The sequence below is a fragment of the Bradyrhizobium sp. C-145 genome, assembly GCF_023375135.1.
GTDB lineage: Bacteria > Pseudomonadota > Alphaproteobacteria > Rhizobiales > Xanthobacteraceae > Bradyrhizobium > Bradyrhizobium zhanjiangense.
Window position 1 is genome coordinate 8080774 of the sequence record NZ_CP088150.1, and the last position, 16172, is coordinate 8096945.

Genomic DNA, 16172 nt, shown 5'->3' on the forward strand with positions numbered 1-16172 from the left:
CGCGCAGCCAGCCGGACGCGTGCGATCAGATACCTCGCCATCGTGATGAGACGCGGCGGGGAAGGAACTGGTTCGATTGGGGTTTCCGTGGGGCGCTACGGCGGCGGCACGGTGGCCGCGGAACGCCTTATGGTCCCGCCAGGCCTCAGATCTGGGTTGGCGAGCCCTGGCCGAAGATGCGGCGGAGCAGATCGGTCACGTTGCGGGCGCCAGCCTTCCTCAGGATGCTGGCGCGGTAGCCCTCGACCGTCCGCGCGCTCAGATGCATGCGGCGGGCGATTTCCTTGTTGGTCAGCCCCGCGGCGAGATGCTCGAGCACCGCGCCTTCGCGCGCGGTGAGGGGTTCGCGCCCGGGCAGCCAGCGCTGCCGGTTCGAGCCGGGTTGCGCGAACTCGTCGATCGCAGCATCGATCCGATCGACGATGTCACGGCTGCGGAACGGCTTTTCGATGAAGTCGGCCGCGCCGCTCTTGATGGCGTCGACCGCCATGGAAATGCTACCGTTCGCCGAGGTCACCAGCACCGGTGCCATGCAGTTTTCCTCGCGCAGCCGCTTGAGCACCTCGAGGCCGGAGCGATCCGGCGGCATCTCCAGCAGCACGCAGGCCGGCATCCGCGCTCTCGCCTCCGATAGCAGCGAGGCACCATCGGCGAAGCAGATCACGTCATAGGCGCTCTGTTGAAGCGCGGTCGAAAGCTGCTCGCGGGAGACCGCGTCAGTTTCAATGACGAACACCTCACCCTTGGAAACCATGTTTCCCGGCATCATCCCGATCCAGCAATGTCTTGGTCAAATGGCCCGAGACGGCAGCGGGCCCCGTCGCCACCGCGCCGTCGTGAACACGGCATTCACGCCAGTGCTTCGGTTTCCCCTATGTATGTTCCAACGCGTTCCCGGATTTGACGGATGGGGACATAAACTTTACATTTCGGGACATCCCTCATGGCTGGCGGGAACGGGTCGCATGACCGACCTCATTCGCAGCGCAGGCTTGAGCTATTATCCGGAGGTCGCCCGATCGGTCGGACTCGACCCCAGGCAGATGATGCGCAAGGTCCGACTGCCACTGGCCTGCCTCGACAAGCCCGACACGCCGATCGCCGTCGCCGGCCTGCGCCGCTTGCTCGAATTGTCGGCCGAGGCATCCGGCGCCGAAGATTTCGGCTTGCGCCTTGCCGAGCGGGGCGGCCTGACCAATTTCGGCGCGGTCGGTTTGATCGTGCGCGAACAGGCGACAGTCGGCGAGGCCATCGCAGCATTCTCACGCTTCATTCATGTCCATCACGAGGGCATGCGGCTCGATGTTGCGCGCGACAAGCACACCGTGACAGTCACGCTGCATCTGCGCGGCCGGCAGCCGAGCGCGCCGCGTCAGGCCATCGACATGGCGCTCGGCAGCGTCCACCGCATCATCCAGTCGCTGTTCAGCAGCGATTGGCGGCCACTGGAGGTGCAACTGCATTATCCGCCGCCGCACGACCGCAAGCGTTATCGCGAGTTCTTCGGCTGCCGCGTCACCTTCAATGCGGATGACGATGCGATCCTGTTGTCGGCGCACGACATGGAGCGCCGGATCCCGAGCGCGCACCCGCTGATCGCGAATTATCTGCGCAAACGGATCGAGGCGATCGAGACGCGCCCCGCAAGCTGGGAGGCAAAGGTCGACGAGGTCGTGCGCAGCCTGCTCGCCAGCGGCGATTGCACCGTCGAGCACGTGGCCGAGCATCTCGCCTGCACCCGGCGCACCATCCACCGGCGCCTTGCTGCATCAGGCACCAGCTTCTCGGCCATCCTCGATGCACAGCGCGCCTATCTCGTGATCCAACTGATCGACAACACGCGCCGGCCGCTGGCCGACGTCGCCGTGCAGCTCGGCTTCTCCGCGCAGAGCGCCATGGCACGCTGGTTCCGCGGCCGTTTCGGCTGCACCGTCACCGAATGGCGCAAGGGCATGCGGGGCGAGGTGCCCTCGCAGACCGCGGCGTAAGCTCAGCGTGCCGGGACCGGCACGCCCATGATGGCAAGCGCCCGCCGGCGGCTGCCGGCGAGCAGCGGGCCGAACGCAATGGCAAATCCGAGGAATGCGACGACCCAGCCGCAAGCGGCGATGTGCAGTAGCGCGCCACTGTGCGCAGGCAGTACCACCGCGGCGACCCGCGCCAGCGCCGCGACGATGATCGCGACGTAGATCCCCTGTGTCGCGGGCGAAGCCGTCAGCGCCTGCCCGGTGTGGCCGAGGCTCGCGCGCGTCATCACCGCGAGCGTCATGGTTCCGGCCGCCCCGGCCATCCAGGCGTGGATGCCCGCACTCGGCGGCAGCGCGCCGAAGGCAGCGAGCGCATGCAGGAGGAATCCGAGCGGCACGAAAAAATAGCCGACGTGGAGGATCAAGAGCAGCCGTTCGCGGAACGTGCGGTCGCCGGCCCAGCGCGCAAACCGCACAAGGTGCAGCACGCCGACGAGCGTCATCGCGACGCCGGTGACGGCATTCAATGGCGCCACGATCCACGCGATGAGCGCGAGCGCGCTGCATCCGATCACCGCGCCGTCGAAGCGTCCGAACGGCACCGGCAGGCGGCCGGGATTGAACTTGACCAGCCAGTTGCGGGTGAAGCTCGGGATGATGCGGCCGCCGATCAGCGCGATCAGCAGCACGACCACGCCGATGCCGATGCGGATGCCGATATCGGCCGTGCCTTCGAAGTGCGTTTCGAGATGAAAGGCGATGTTGCCGGCAAGCAGCACCAGCACGAGCGCCACTACAGGCAGGTTGCGCCAGTTACCGCCTGCCATGATCTCGCGCGCCGCGGCGGCGACGACCAGCGCCAGGAAGGCGGCATCGACGAGAAGCGCGAACACCCAGCCCGTGTCGGCCGACAACGTCACCGCAATGCGCCCGGCAAGCCAGACCACCAGCAGCGCCCCCAGGGAGGTGCCCTGGATCGGCAACCGCCCGGTCCAGTTCGGGATCGCCGTGAACAGGAATCCGGTGATCACCGCAGGCAGGAAGCCGTAGAGCATCTCGTGGACATGCCAGTCGCGCGGGGCGAAGGCTGATGTCACTGACAGCTCGCCATAGAACATCGGCAGCCAGACCAGGATCGACACGGCGGCCTGGATCGCGGCGAACAGGAAAAAGGGCCGAAAGCTGTTCGCAAACAGCGGCCAGCCCTCAAAGTTGCGGGATCGGGCGCCAGCCATGGGGTCAACTCCTGGAAATTCAAACCGGTGTCTGGAAAAATACTGCCGCCCGGCCGGCCCGTTTTGCGCTATCGCAAACTGTTGGACGATTGCAGGTGCCATCACACTCCCCAGCGCCAAGGAGACAGAATGGCCAAGGTCGACACATCGCTGGTTGCGCATTTGCCGCTGTTTGGGGGCGTCAAGCCGGAGGACCTCGAGGAAATCCTGCGCGAGGCCCGCTCGGCGCGTTACCCCAAGAACAGCACCATCTTCGAGCAGGGGGCGGACGCGCAGTCCTTCTTCCTGCTGCTGCACGGCCACGTCCGGGCCGCCAAGACCACGCCGACCGGCGAGCAGATCGTGGTGCGCTATGTCGCGCCCGGCGAGACGTTCGGCCTCGCGATGGCGATCGGAGCCGCGCACTATCCGGCGACGGCGATGGCGGTCGACGACAGCGTGGTGCTGATCTGGCCGACCTCGGCCTGGCCGCGGCTGATCGAGCGGTTTCCCTCGCTCGCCGCCAACACGCTCCAGACGGTCGGCACGCGCCTCCAGGAGAGCCACACCCGCATCCTGGAAATGTCGACCCAACAGGTCGAGCAGCGCGTCGCGCATGTGCTGCTGCGCCTCGCCAAGCAGTCCGGCAAGAGGCTCGATCATGGCATCGAGATCGACTTCCCGATCAGCCGCCAGGACATCGCGCAGATGACCGGTACCACGCTGCACACCGTCAGCCGCATCCTGAGTGGCTGGGAGAGCCAGGGTCTCGTCGAGAGCGGCCGCCAGCGCATCATCCTGCGCGAACCGCACAGGATCGTCGTGCTGGCGGAGCGGAGCCCCGACAGCGGCGCGGCGTGAGAGCCGCGCCAGGGCGTTTTCCTGCCTGCCCCCTGCCTGAGATAGGAGCGAGGGGCGATTCCGCTTACGGCGAAATCGCGCCCTCACCCGGGAATCCGCACGCGCCCGCGCGAATTCCGGACCACCTCACGCCGGCACGCAGTCGCAGAGCGCGGCGAGGAATTTCTCGCGGTCGATGCCATGCTCGCGGCAGGCGTCATCCACCGTGTGGAAGGTCGCGATCGGGCAGCCGACACAGGCCATCCTGAAGGCGAGAAACACACGGATCGTGTGCGGCGCCGTGCGCATGATGTCATCGACCAGATCGTCGGATCGGAAAGACATGGACAACTCCGTTCCGAAACGACGATAGCGGAGCGGGTGGGAGTCTCTTTGTTGAAGCGCAAGCTGTTGCCAGTTCACCAGCTTGTCATTCCGGGGCGCAGCACGAGCCCGGAATCCATGGTGCAGCGCGTGATGCGGAACAATGGATTTGGGGCTCGCGCCAAAGAGGCGCGCCCCGGAATGACAGAGAGAGGGGTCTACACCGCTCGGCTGTGCAGCTGCTTTCCCGGATCCAGATGCGCATCGAACGCGGCCGCGACGCTGCGGACCAGGAAGCGGGAGTCCCTGGCGACCGCGAGCTTGTCGCCGTCCAGCCTCACGACACCGTCAGAGATCAGCGGCTTCAGACGCGACGCCGACTTCAGCATCGCCTCGGGCTCTGCGCCATGGCGCGCGCAGATGTCGCCGAGATCGGCGCCGAACTCGCACATGATGCGCTCGATGATGTCGGCGCGCAGCCGGTCATCATCGGTAAGCCCATAGCCCTTCGCGGTGGCGAGACGGCCAGCGCCGATGCACTGCGCGTAGGCGCCGATCTGCACGTGGTTCTGGACGTAGCCCTGCGGCAGGTGTCCGATCGCGCTCGCGCCGAAACCGAGCAGCACCTCGGCCTTGTCGGTGGTGTAGCCCTGGAAATTGCGCCGCAGCGTCCGCTCCTCGAAGGCCACGGCCATGGAATCGTCGGGTCGCGCGAAATGGTCGAGCCCGATCTGCACGTAGCCAGCCTCCTTCAGCGCATTCGCGATCGCGCAAGCCTGGTCGTGACGCGCAGGGCCATCGGGCAGGACGGCCTCGTTGATCATGCGCTGATGCTTCTTGAAATCAGGCACATGGGCATAGCCGAACACCGAGAAGCGGTCGGGCGCGAGCGCGAGCGCGCGCCGGACCGTGTCCAGGCACGAGGCGACGGTCTGGTGCGGCAGCCCGTAGATCAGGTCGAAATTGACTCCCGCGATATCGGCGCGCCTGAGCATGTCGACGACGCAGGCCGTCTGCTCGAAACTCTGCACGCGGTTGATCGCGCGTTGCACGACGGGATCGAAACTCTGAACCCCGAGGCTCGCGCGGTTGACGCCGGAGAGCCGCATCGCCTCCACCATGTCGGCGGTCAGCGTCCGAGGATCGATCTCGACCGCGATCTCGGCCGTGGGCAGCACGAAGAACGCCTGACGCAGCGTTGCCATCAACTCGACGAAAGCTTCCGGCGCCATGATCGTCGGCGTGCCGCCGCCGAAATGAATATGCTCGACCTTGAAGCGGCGGCCGATCGTGTCGGCCACTTGCACGATCTCGCTGCGCAATGTCCGCTGATAGGCCGCGATCAGCTCGTCGCGGCGGACGATCTGGGTATGGCAGCCGCAATACCAGCACATCTCGCGGCAGAACGGCACGTGCAGATAGAGCGACGCGCTGGCACCCGCCGGGAGCTCGGCAAGCCACCCGGCGTAGGTGTCTCCACCGATCGCAGGCGAAAAGTGCGGTGCGGTCGGGTAGCTCGTGTAGCGCGGCAACCGTTCGTCGCCGTAGCTCACCGCGAGATCAGCTCTCATATCTTACCCAATCGTAAATCCCAGCCGCGAACGGTCGCGGCAAGTCCCGGATGGCGCTCAATTTATCCGTTTTCGAGCAGACGACCTTGCGCTTGCTCAAAGTCCAAGCGCCGAAGCGGGACTATTGGGACTCGACCATTGCCCTTTCGGAGATGACGCCATGGCGCCGTTCGCCCTCGATCTCATTCTCTGGCTCACCGGCGTTCGCGGCCACATTCCGCGCTTTGACGATTTTCGTCCCGTACCCGCGGCGCCCACGACCGGCGCCGGCCATCTCATGCGCGTCCTGGCCATCATGGCGACTGTCTTTGCCGCGCTGTCGCTCGCGGTCTGGGGAACGGTCTGGCTTGCGATCCAGCTGCTCTAGCCGAAGCAATCAGTCTGTCGGAATCGTCTTCTTGCTCTCGCGGCAATTGCCGTAAACCTCTTAAGGATCTTCGCGGAGGCAAATCCGGCTGAAGGTTGTTGCAGCGCAAATCATCTTGCTGTGATCGGCGCACACTGCATCCGTCATCAAAACCATTTCAGATGAAGGATGCTTCCGATGTTCACCCGCAGAGCTGCACTGATCGGCGCCGCCGCGACTGCGCTGATGTTGGCGACCCCCGCTTTGGCCGCTGACGATCTCAAACTGCCTCGACAGAAGGTCGAGCTGGTCGCTCCGCCTTTCGTGCATGCGCACGAACAAGCGACCAAGCAGGGCCCCAAGATCATCGAGTTCAAGCTCACCATCGAGGAGAAGAAGGTCGTCATCGACGAGAAAGGCACCACCTTCCAGGCGATGACCTTCAACGGTTCGATGCCGGGACCGCTGATGGTCGTGCATGAGGGCGACTACGTCGAGACGACGCTGGTCAATCCCGCCACCAACACCATGCCGCACAACATCGACTTCCATTCCGCGACCGGTGCGCTCGGCGGCGGTGCGCTCACGCTGGTCAATCCCGGCGAGCAGGTCGTGCTGCGCTGGAAGGCGACCAAGACCGGCGTATTCGTCTATCACTGCGCGCCGGGCGGCCCGATGATCCCCTGGCATGTCGTCTCCGGCATGAACGGCGCCGTGATGGTGCTGCCGCGCGACGGACTGAACGACGGCAAGGGCCACGCGCTGAAATACGACAAGGTCTACTATATCGGCGAGCAGGACATGTACGTGCCGCGCGACGAGAAGGGCAATTTCAAGTCCTACGATTCGCCCGGTGAAGCCTTCACCGAGACCGAAGAGGTGATGAAGAAGCTCACGCCGACCCATGTCGTGTTCAACGGCAAGGCCGGCGCGCTGACCGGCAAGAACGCGCTGACCGCCAATGTCGGCGAGAACGTGCTGATCGTGCATTCGCAGGCCAACCGCGACAGCCGTCCGCACCTGATCGGCGGCCATGGCGACTATGTCTGGGAGACCGGCAAATTCGGCAATGCCCCCGAAGTCGGGCTCGAGACCTGGTTCATCCGCGGCGGTTCTGCGGGCGCGGCGCTGTACAAATTCCAGCAGCCCGGCATCTACGCCTACGTCACGCATAACCTGATCGAGGCCGCAGATCTCGGCGCCACAGCGCACTTCAAGGTCGAAGGCAAATGGAACGATGATCTGATGACCCAGGTGAAAGCGCCGGCCGAAATTCCGGCGCAGACGCAGGGCGCCCTGGAGACCGGCCGCAAGACCAACTGACAAACAGAGGGGGGCCGGCAAATCGCCGGCCCCTTTTTCTTTGCGGGGATCACCATGCTGATCGCATTCAAGCTCAAGTTGGCGCTGGCCTGCGCGGCCGGACTCGCGGGACCGCTGGCGGTCGCGCCTCTGGTCTCCGAGATGGCGACGCCGCGCGCGGGCGGCGAGCCGGCGATCATCGAGATCGCCGCCGGCAGCTTGGTCTATCGCGAGGCCGGTGATTTCACGCGCGCCGGGCAGCAGGCCGAAGCGCCGCTGCGAAAGCTGCGGTTCAACAGACCGCTTCACATCATGCGCGAACAGGTCTCCTCCGCCGACTTTCAGCTCTGCGTGCAGGATGGCGCATGCCGCGCGCTGGGCCGCGACGTCGTCGTCGCGCCCGATCGCCCTGCGGTCCAGGTGAGCTGGTACGACGCCGAAGCCTATGCGGGCTGGCTGTCGCGCAAGACCGGCAGGCATTATCGCCTGCCAAGCGACGAAGAATGGGCATTTGCCGCCGGCAGCCGTTTCAAGGATGACGGCGTGCCGGTCGACGCAAGCGATCCTTCGAAGCGCTGGATCAGCCGCTACGAGCGTGAGTCCGAGCGCGACCTCGCCGACAGCACCGCCTATCCGTTCGGCAAGTTCGGCCTCAACGAGCACGGTCTCGAAGACATCTCCGGCAACGTCTGGGAATGGACCTCGACCTGCTTCGTGCGCTCGCGGGTCGACGAGACCGGCAATGCCATCCGCCCGACCGTGAATTGCGGCGTGCGCGTCGCGGAAGGCGCGCACCGCGCCTATGTCACCGATTTCATCCGCGACGCCCGAGCCGGCGGCTGTGCGCAAGGCGTGCCGCCCGCCAATCTCGGCTTCCGGCTGGTGCGAGAGGAAAGGTCGTGGGTCGCGAGCGTGTCGGCGCGCTGGGCCAAGGTGTGGTCGGCGAGGTCTTGACGCTGGTAGCGGGAGCGCGCTCGTGCCTCTCCAATGTCGTCCTGGCGAAGGCCAGGACCCATAACCACCGAATAGAGTTTGACGACGATTAGTCGTTCGGGACTATCACCGACGCGCCCGATAGACCTCGCGGTATGGGTCCTGGCCCCCCGTGCGCAATTGCGCACTAGGCCAGGACGACACCGGGGATGTAGAAGCGACCTGCCGCCTCGCGACCTCCCGGGCCCGATCACCCGCCTGACCCGCACGTTCAAGCGAAAATGGCCGGGCAAGCCCGGCCATTCGCAACTACTTCCAGAGCCTTACGTGTTCTTCAGCGCGACGCGGAATTCGGCTTCGGTCTTGGCCTTGACCTCGTCGAGCGTGACGCCGTCGGCGAGCTCGATCAGGGCCATGCCGCCGTCGCCGTGCTTGTCGATGGTGAAGACGGCAAGATCGGTGACCACCATGTCGACCACGCGCTCGCCGGTGAGCGGCAGATTGCACTTCTTCAGGAGCTTCGGACCGTCCTTGGCGGAATGCTCCATCACCACGACGACGCGCTTGACGCCGGCGACGAGGTCCATCGCGCCGCCCATGCCCTTGACCATCTTGCCGGGGATCATCCAGTTGGCGAGATCGCCGTTCTGGGCCACCTGCATCGCGCCGAGGATCGACAGATCCATGTGGCCGCCGCGGATCATGCCGAAGGAATCGGCGCTCGAGAAATAGGACGTCGAGGGCAGCTCGCTCACGGTCTGCTTGCCGGCGTTGATCAGGTCCGCGTCCACCTCGTCTTCATAGGGGAACGGGCCCATGCCGAGCATGCCGTTCTCGCTCTGGAGGCTGACGTCCATGCCGTGGGGGATGTAGTTCGAGACCAGCGTCGGAATGCCGATGCCGAGATTGACGTAATAGCCGTCGCGCAATTCCTTCGCGGCGCGCGCGGCCATCTGTTCACGGGTCCAGGCCATCGTTGTGCTCCTGTCGATTCTTTAGTGGCGCATGATCTGATCGGAAAACCGGCTTCCACTTTTCCGGATCATGCGCTGGTGCGCGGGCGGGTGTTGCGGAATTCGATGCGCTTCTTGGCCGTACCGACCTCGACGATGCGCTTCACGAAGATGCCGGGCGTATGGATGTGGTCGGGATTGAGTTCACCGGCCGGAACCAGATGCTCGACCTCGGCCACCGTGATCTTGGCGGCGGTCGCCATCATTGGGTTAAAGTTGCGCGCGGTCTTGCGGTAGATGAGGTTGCCGGCGGTGTCGCCCTTCCAGGCATGCACGATGGCGAGGTCGGCGAACAGGCCGCGCTCCATCAGATACTTCTCGCCGTCGAACTCCTTCACTTCCTTGCCTTCGGCGATCAGCGTGCCGACGCCGGTCTTGGTGTAGAAGGCCGGGATACCTGCGCCGCCGGCACGAATGCGCTCGGCCAGCGTCCCCTGCGGATTGAATTCGAGTTCCAGCTCGCCGGCGAGAAATTGCTGGGCGAACAGCTTGTTCTCGCCGACATAGGACGAGATCATCTTCTTGATCTGCCGGGTTTCCAGCAGGCGGCTGAGCCCGATGCCGTCGACGCCGGCATTGTTGGAGACCACCGTCAGGCCCTTGACGCCGGACTCGCGGATCGCGTCCGACAGCTCCTCGGCGATGCCGCAGAGGCCGAAGCCGCCCGACATGATCATCATGTTGTCTTTGAGAATGCCGTCGAGAGCCGACTTGGCGTCGGGATAGACCTTGTTCATGCAAATGACCTTCGACTGAACCTTCGGCTTGCGGGCGTCGCGCCTTATTGGCGGCGATTATTAGGCGAAATTCTCCGAGGCCGTCAATGATACGGGGTTCTCCGTTCCGCCCCCGGGTGATAGAAGCTGCCCACGCCGTGGGCAGAATCGCCCGCGGCCTTGAAAGCGACAAGAAAACCCATCAAGTTGCGGGGGTTGGGCGTGGGCACGCAGGTTTCCCGACCCGCCCTTCTGGCTCCAACGACCAACCCGATCAGGACATGCCATTGACCATGGCCCAAGGAATGAAGCGCCTCGGGACGCCGATCGCGGCGCTGCTCGGCGTGGCGCTGATAGCCCTGATCGCGACCTCCTGGCTCATCAACCGTGACGCGCTGCGCAAGGCGGTGGAAGCGCAGATCCGCGACGTGACCGGGCTCGAGCTCAGTGTCGCAGGCAACATCGACATTTCGGTCCTGCCGGCGAGCTACATCTCCTTCCGCGACGTCGGTCTCAAGGGCGGCGGCGCCAACGATCCCGCGCTCCATGTCGACGTGCTCACCGCCAATTTGCGGCTGCTGCCGCTGCTGCTGCAACGATTCGAGATCGCCGACCTGGCGCTGCTGCGGCCGCGCATCCATGTCAGCCTGAAGCCGGACGGCGAGAGCAACTGGACACCCTTCATCCAGACCATTGCACGCACCATGAAGCCCGGCGCCGACAACCAGGTGTCGTTCTCCGAGATCAGGATCCAGGACGGCGTACTCAATTACGAGGACGCCGCCACGCACGCCACCGAGAAGCTCGAGGACATCGACCTGTCGCTGGCCTGGCCCTCGATCTCGCGCTCCTTTGCCGCGACCGGACAGTTCGACTGGCGCGGCGAGCGCGTCGACGGCTCGATCAGCTTTTCCGATTTCGTCGCCGCCCTCTCCGGCGAGCGGTCGGGGTTGAAGGCGCGGATCGCGAGCGCGCCGCTCAAGCTCGCCTTCGACGGCAGCGTCGCCAACCGCACCAGCCCGATGATGGAAGGCACCCTCACCATCGACAGCCCGTCCTTGCGCAACGCCCTGCGCTGGACTGGACAGCCGCAGCCGGGCAGCGGCGGCTTCGGCCGGTTCGCGCTGAAGGCGCGCGCCAACGTCGTCGGTGCCTCGATCGCTCTCACCAACGTCAATGTCGAGCTCGACGGCAATACCGCCGAGGGCGTCATGACCTACGCCAATAACGGCCGGCAGACGCTGCAGGCGACGCTCGCCGCCGACGCGCTCGACTTCACGCCTTATATCTCGACCTTCCGCCTGCTCGCGAGCGGGGCGCGCGACTGGAACCGACAGCTGTTCGATCTCAATGGATTGTCGACCACCGACCTCGACATGCGCCTGTCGGCGGCAAAGCTGACGGTCGGTCCGTCAAAGCTCGGCCGCACCGCGATCGGCGCCAATTTGCGCAACGGCACGCTGGCGCTCTCGGTGGGCGAGGCCCAGATCTTTGGCGGCATCGCCAGGGGCTCGTTCGGCATCGCGCGCGCCGACAGCGTCGCCGACATCAAGGCGCAGTTCCAGTTCACCGATGTCGATCTGCAGGCCTGTGCCACCGAGCTGTTCGGCATCAACAAGCTCTCGGGGCGCGGCAACATCAACGTGTCGCTCTTCGCTTCAGGCTCGAGCCCGTTCGGCCTCGTGCAGTCGCTCGACGGCAGCGCCACCGTCAACGGGCATGACGGCGCGATCGCTGGCTTCAACGCCGAGCAGCTGCTGAAGCGTCTGGAGCGGCGGCCGCTGTCGGGCGGCGGGAATTTCCGCAACGGCTCGACCCCTTATAACAATCTCACCATCGCGGTGAAATTCGCCGACGGGATCGCGACCGCCGAGGACATCCGCATCGAAGGGCCCGCGGCGAAGATCACGCTGACCGGCACCGCCTCGGTGCCGACGCGCGAATACGACATGAAGGGCGTGGCGAGCCTCAACACCACGTCCGGCTTTCAATTGCCCTTCATGGTGCAGGGACCCTGGGACGATCCCCTGATCTTCCCCGACCCCGAAAGCTTGATCCGCCAGTCGCCTGCGGCGTCTCCCTTCCTCGATCTCCTGAAGCAGCGCATCACCGGGGGCGGAAAGCGCCCCGCGCAGGACGGATCGCCGACGGCGGAGAATGCGAAGGACAGCGCCAAATCCAACTAGAGTGATCAACGTCGCTCTCTTAGGGGTTGGCAGCCTGCAGGCCACGGGCTCGATTTGCCAGGCTGAATACTGCGACCGATTTGCAAACGCTGCGTCAAGCGGCCGATTGCGTCGTCGAGATCCAGCTCTTGTCCTCCCGCACCAGCGCTGCCTCCGCGATCTTCGTCCCGGGCGCGGCCGTGACAGTGCCGCTCTGCCCCAGTTCACGGGCCAGCACCTCGCGGTCACAGGCGTCCTCCCACAGCGAAACGGTGATGGACGCGACACAGTTGCTGATCATGCTGGTCAGCGCCCGCGCCTCCGACATGAAGCGGTCGATGCCGACAAGCAGCGCCACGCCGGTCACGGGCAAATCCGGCATGACCGAGAGGGTCGCGACGAGCGCGACGAAGCCGCTGCCGGTGACGCCGGCCGCCCCCTTGGACGTCAGCAGCATCAGTCCGAGCATCGCCGCGATCTGACCCCATGACAGGTGAATGTCACAGGCCTGCGCAATGAAGATGGAGGCCAAGGTGAGATAAATGGCGCTGCCGTCCAGATTGAACGAGTAGCCCATCGGCAACACGAGCCCTGACACGCCTTTCCGGCATCCGAGCTGCTCCAGCTTGCGCAGCGCGCCAGGCAGCGCCGGCTCCGACGACGACGTGCCGAGCACGATCAGCAGTTCTTCCCTGAAGTAGCGGATGGTCTTCCACAGACTGAAGCCGTTCAGCCGCGCCAGCGTACCAAGCACGACGACCACGAAGACGGAGCAAGCGATATAGAATGTCAGGATCAGCAGTCCGAGCGAACCAATCGAGCGGATGCCGTAGCGGCCCACCGTGAACGCCATGGCGCCAAAGGCGCCGAGCGGCGCGAGTTTCATGATGAAGCCGAAGGATACAAACAGCACGTGAGAGAACGAGGCGACTGCCTTTGTCACCACGACGCCGCCATCGCCGGCACGGCTTAGGCCAAAGGCGATCAGGATGGAGATCAGTAGCACCGGCAGCACTTCGCCATCGGCAAACGCTCCAAAGAACGAATGCGGGATGATGTGCAGCATGAAGTCCGCAAATCCGGTCGCACCTGCCTGCTTGGTGAATTTCGCAGCCACCGACGGGTCCAGCGTATTGACGGAAACATGCATGCCCGCGCCCGGCTGGATCAGCGATACAGCGATCAGCCCGGCCAGCAGCGCGAGCACGGTCAGCAGGTAGAACAGCGCCATGGATTTCACCAGCGTGCGGCCGACCTCGCGGGAATCGCTGATGCTGTTGATGCCGCTGACGATGGTGCAGAACACGATCGGCGCGATCATCATCTTGACCAGCTTGACGAAGCCGTCTCCGAAGGGCTTCAGCGCGGCGCCAAATTCAGGCCAGAAATGGCCGGTGAGGACGCCCAGCATGAGGCCGATCAGCACCTGGACGTAGAGAATCCGGTAGAATGGCTTTCGCGGCTCACTGTTCTCGGGCCCAGCCAGCGCTTGCTTGTGCATTCTCGTTTCTCCCATGGCTCTGATTTTCTTTATGACTGCGGCGGCGGGCTTCAGGCCGCCAAGACCGAATGAGGCACGTGCGATCGGCGGGCGAAGACGTGGCCCTCGAAGATCCGCCGGGCTGTCCGCTGCACCCGGGCGACCGGACCGGGCTCCAGCCGAACCACGAGCTGGCCGGAGGGATGAGCGAGCGTGATCGGCACCGGCGGCGCCAGCGGTCCCACCATGTCTGCGGCGATAGTCCCGGGCGTGACACAGGCCGTCGCGATTGCGACAGCGCCGGTCACCGCCAGCGCGCCATGGCAGTCATGCGGCATGAAGTACCGGGTGTTCAACGTCGCCTCGCCCGCAGACGCAATCAGAACTGGCTTCGGGATCACCATTGTCGCGGAATTTGGAAAACCCATCAGGCGCCCGGCCTCGATGCGCAAGTTCTCGAGACGCGCGCGGAAGCCGCTGTCGGCGAAGTCCGAAGGTGCCTCACGGCCGGTCCATCCCAGATCCGCCGCGCGGACCAGCATGACCGGCATCGCCGCGTCGATGCAGGTCACGTCGATCCCTTCGATGCGATCGATCGGTCGTCCTGTCGGCAGCAGGCGGCCGGTGCGTGCGCCGGCCGCGTTAGGGAATGACAGTTCGATGGGCGCGGCCGTTCCCGGTACGCCGTCGATCCGCGCCTCGCCCTCGTAAGTCACCCGCGCTCCGGGGGTGGCAACGGTCGCATCAATCAGCTTGCCGGTGTTGACATTGTGGATGCGGACATGGGTGCGATCTGCGGTCGCGACGACCAGGCCGGCTTCGATTGCGAACGGCCCCACCGCCGCCAGCATGTTTCCGCAGTTCGGCGAGGTATCGACTATCCCTTCACGAACACGTACCTGGGCAAACAGGTAGTCAACATCGGCGCCGGGCACCGTTGGCGGTCCAATGATCGCGACCTTGTTGATGACGGCATTGCCGCCGCCGATTCCATCGATTCCAAGATCGTGGCCGCCTCCCATCACAGACAACAGGACCGCGTCGCGCGACCTGGGGTCGGCGGGAAGATCGCGGGCCAGGAAAAACGGTCCGCGCGAGGTACCCCCGCGCATGACCACACAGGGAATGGCAATCTGATCATTCATGGAGTTCTTCCGTTCGGCGACATCTTCGCCCGACCGGAGCATCCCCCTTCTGAACTCTTTTGTGAAATGCAAATATCTGAGGTATTATTTCGTCCATCGATATAATGGAGCCTTGCCATGAACGCAGAACTGCTCGACCTCAGGGCGTTCATCACCGTGGCGGAGACGGGAAGCTTTGTCCGGACCGCCAAGGCGCTGAACCTGTCTCAACCAGCGCTCAGCCGACGTATTCAGAAGCTGGAAGAAAGCCTCGGTGCGCTGTTGCTCGAGCGGTCGACGCGCCACGTCAATCTCACCATGACCGGCCGCGACTTCCTGCCTAAGGTGCGCCGCCTCATCGACGAGTTTGAGACCTCGGTGCTCGCCATCCAGGATATCGGCGCGCGAAGTTCAGGCTTGGTCTCGGTGGCTGCGGTGCCGACAGCAGTGTTCTATTTCCTGCCGCGAGCGATCGGCCGGTTTGCCGAAGCGTATCCGCGCATTCGCATCCGGATTCTGGACATCGGCGCCAATGAGGGATTGGAAGCGGTCGCGCGCGGCGAAGCCGACTTCGGCATCAATTTCATTGGTGCATCACATGCCGAAATTGAATTTGAGAAACTGGTTGAGGATCCTTTCGTCCTGGCCTGCCGTCATGACCATCCGTTGGCATCGCGCAAACAGGTAAGCTGGTCGGAGATCGTGCCGCACCGGGTCATCACCGTCGGTCGCAACAGCGGCAATCGCGCATTGATCGACAATGCGCTGGCGCGACACGGCCTGCAGCTGAACTGGTCCTATGAAGTCGCGCATCTCTCAGGTTCGCTTGGCCTCGTCGAAGCGGGACTCGGAATCGCCGTGCTACCGAAACTCGCGACGCCCGTCGCCGGCCATCCGATCATTCACACCATTCGGTTGATCGAGCCGGAAGTGTCGCGGACGATCGGAATCGTGCGCAGGCGCGGGGCGACACTATCCCCTCATGCCAGCCAATTTCTCAAGATGCTGCTCGAGGCGTGGCGCTCTCCTTCCCGGACGAGCGGGCAAGTCAAGCCGCGGCCCCGATCCGCCGAGGCAAGTTCAAACACATCATCGACGGGTCTGAAGCGGAAACGCTGATAGCTCGCCGGCAGACCGGGGCAAGACCGTTCCCTGTCGAACCGGAGTTCCTCGGATC

Annotated in this window: 15 protein-coding genes; 7 read left to right on the forward strand and 8 right to left on the reverse strand. The window is 64.7% G+C overall.

All coding sequences use genetic code 11. The annotated features are described in order from the left end of the window. Window positions 1–145 precede the first annotated feature (145 nt). A complete protein-coding gene (locus LRP30_RS38035; RefSeq protein WP_249761927.1) occupies window positions 146–766 on the reverse strand; it encodes a response regulator in 621 nt (206 codons plus the stop codon). 199 nt (window positions 767–965) lie between these two features. Here LRP30_RS38035 and LRP30_RS38040 point away from each other — a divergent pair, with 199 nt between their 5' ends. Beyond that, on the forward strand, window positions 966–1988 hold the full coding sequence (locus LRP30_RS38040) for an AraC family transcriptional regulator (RefSeq protein WP_249758132.1): 1023 nt from the start codon (window positions 966–968) through the stop codon (window positions 1986–1988). Window positions 1989–1990: 2 nt separating this feature from the next. Here LRP30_RS38040 and LRP30_RS38045 read toward each other — a convergent pair whose 3' ends face one another. After that, window positions 1991–3202 carry an NnrS family protein gene (locus LRP30_RS38045; RefSeq protein ID WP_249758133.1) on the reverse strand — a complete coding sequence of 404 codons (1212 nt, stop codon included), beginning with the start codon at window positions 3200–3202 and terminating at the stop codon, window positions 1991–1993. Window positions 3203–3331: 129 nt separating this feature from the next. Here LRP30_RS38045 and LRP30_RS38050 point away from each other — a divergent pair, with 129 nt between their 5' ends. Beyond that, complete coding sequence (locus LRP30_RS38050) at window positions 3332–4042, forward strand: Crp/Fnr family transcriptional regulator (RefSeq protein ID WP_249758134.1); 711 nt, start codon at window positions 3332–3334, stop codon at window positions 4040–4042. Window positions 4043–4168: 126 nt separating this feature from the next. Here the strand turns inward: LRP30_RS38050 and LRP30_RS38055 are convergent, their stop codons facing one another. Both LRP30_RS38055 and hemN read right to left on the reverse strand, forming a co-directional pair. Beyond that, window positions 4169–4366 (reverse strand): DUF1858 domain-containing protein, encoded by a 198-nt coding sequence (locus tag LRP30_RS38055; protein WP_091888479.1) that lies wholly within the window; start codon window positions 4364–4366, stop codon window positions 4169–4171. Between the two features lie 197 nt (window positions 4367–4563). Beyond that, window positions 4564–5916 (reverse strand): oxygen-independent coproporphyrinogen III oxidase, encoded by a 1353-nt coding sequence (gene hemN, locus LRP30_RS38060; RefSeq protein WP_249758135.1) that lies wholly within the window; start codon window positions 5914–5916, stop codon window positions 4564–4566. 160 nt (window positions 5917–6076) lie between these two features. Between hemN and LRP30_RS38065 the strand changes: the two genes are divergently transcribed. The 3 genes from LRP30_RS38065 (at window position 6077) to LRP30_RS38075 (ending at window position 8518) form a co-directional block, all read left to right on the forward strand. Then, on the forward strand, window positions 6077–6283 hold the full coding sequence (locus LRP30_RS38065; RefSeq protein WP_128940158.1) for a hypothetical protein: 207 nt from the start codon (window positions 6077–6079) through the stop codon (window positions 6281–6283). A gap of 177 nt (window positions 6284–6460) precedes the next feature. Then, entirely contained in the window at window positions 6461–7585 is a 1125-nt protein-coding gene (gene nirK, locus LRP30_RS38070; RefSeq protein WP_164934739.1) for a copper-containing nitrite reductase, read from the forward strand. Window positions 7586–7639: 54 nt separating this feature from the next. Further along, window positions 7640–8518 (forward strand): SUMF1/EgtB/PvdO family nonheme iron enzyme, encoded by an 879-nt coding sequence (locus tag LRP30_RS38075; protein ID WP_249758136.1) that lies wholly within the window; start codon window positions 7640–7642, stop codon window positions 8516–8518. 302 nt (window positions 8519–8820) lie between these two features. On the opposite strand, the gene LRP30_RS38080 is transcribed toward LRP30_RS38075, so the two are convergent. Together LRP30_RS38080 and LRP30_RS38085 are read right to left on the reverse strand one after the other, a co-directional pair. Further along, entirely contained in the window at window positions 8821–9471 is a 651-nt protein-coding gene (locus LRP30_RS38080; protein ID WP_128940156.1) for a 3-oxoacid CoA-transferase subunit B, read from the reverse strand. 68 nt (window positions 9472–9539) lie between these two features. Further along, window positions 9540–10247: a CoA transferase subunit A gene (locus tag LRP30_RS38085; protein ID WP_027573157.1), complete on the reverse strand. Its 708-nt coding sequence runs from the start codon at window positions 10245–10247 to the stop codon at window positions 9540–9542. A 272-nt stretch (window positions 10248–10519) separates the two neighbouring features. Here LRP30_RS38085 and LRP30_RS38090 point away from each other — a divergent pair, with 272 nt between their 5' ends. Then, the gene (locus LRP30_RS38090) at window positions 10520–12412 is read left to right on the forward strand and encodes an AsmA family protein (protein WP_164940421.1); all 1893 of its coding nucleotides are present in this window, start codon (window positions 10520–10522) and stop codon (window positions 12410–12412) included. 94 nt (window positions 12413–12506) lie between these two features. On the opposite strand, the gene dctA is transcribed toward LRP30_RS38090, so the two are convergent. Together dctA and LRP30_RS38100 are read right to left on the reverse strand one after the other, a co-directional pair. Next, on the reverse strand, window positions 12507–13892 hold the full coding sequence (gene dctA / locus LRP30_RS38095; protein WP_249758137.1) for a C4-dicarboxylate transporter DctA: 1386 nt from the start codon (window positions 13890–13892) through the stop codon (window positions 12507–12509). 50 nt (window positions 13893–13942) lie between these two features. Continuing rightward, window positions 13943–15016, reverse strand: coding sequence for a 4-oxalomesaconate tautomerase (locus LRP30_RS38100; RefSeq protein ID WP_249761928.1), 1074 nt, complete (start codon window positions 15014–15016; stop codon window positions 13943–13945). 117 nt (window positions 15017–15133) lie between these two features. On the opposite strand from LRP30_RS38100, the gene LRP30_RS38105 reads away from it, so the two are divergent. Next, window positions 15134–16114: a LysR family transcriptional regulator gene (locus LRP30_RS38105; protein WP_249758138.1), complete on the forward strand. Its 981-nt coding sequence runs from the start codon at window positions 15134–15136 to the stop codon at window positions 16112–16114. Window positions 16115–16172 lie beyond the last annotated feature (58 nt).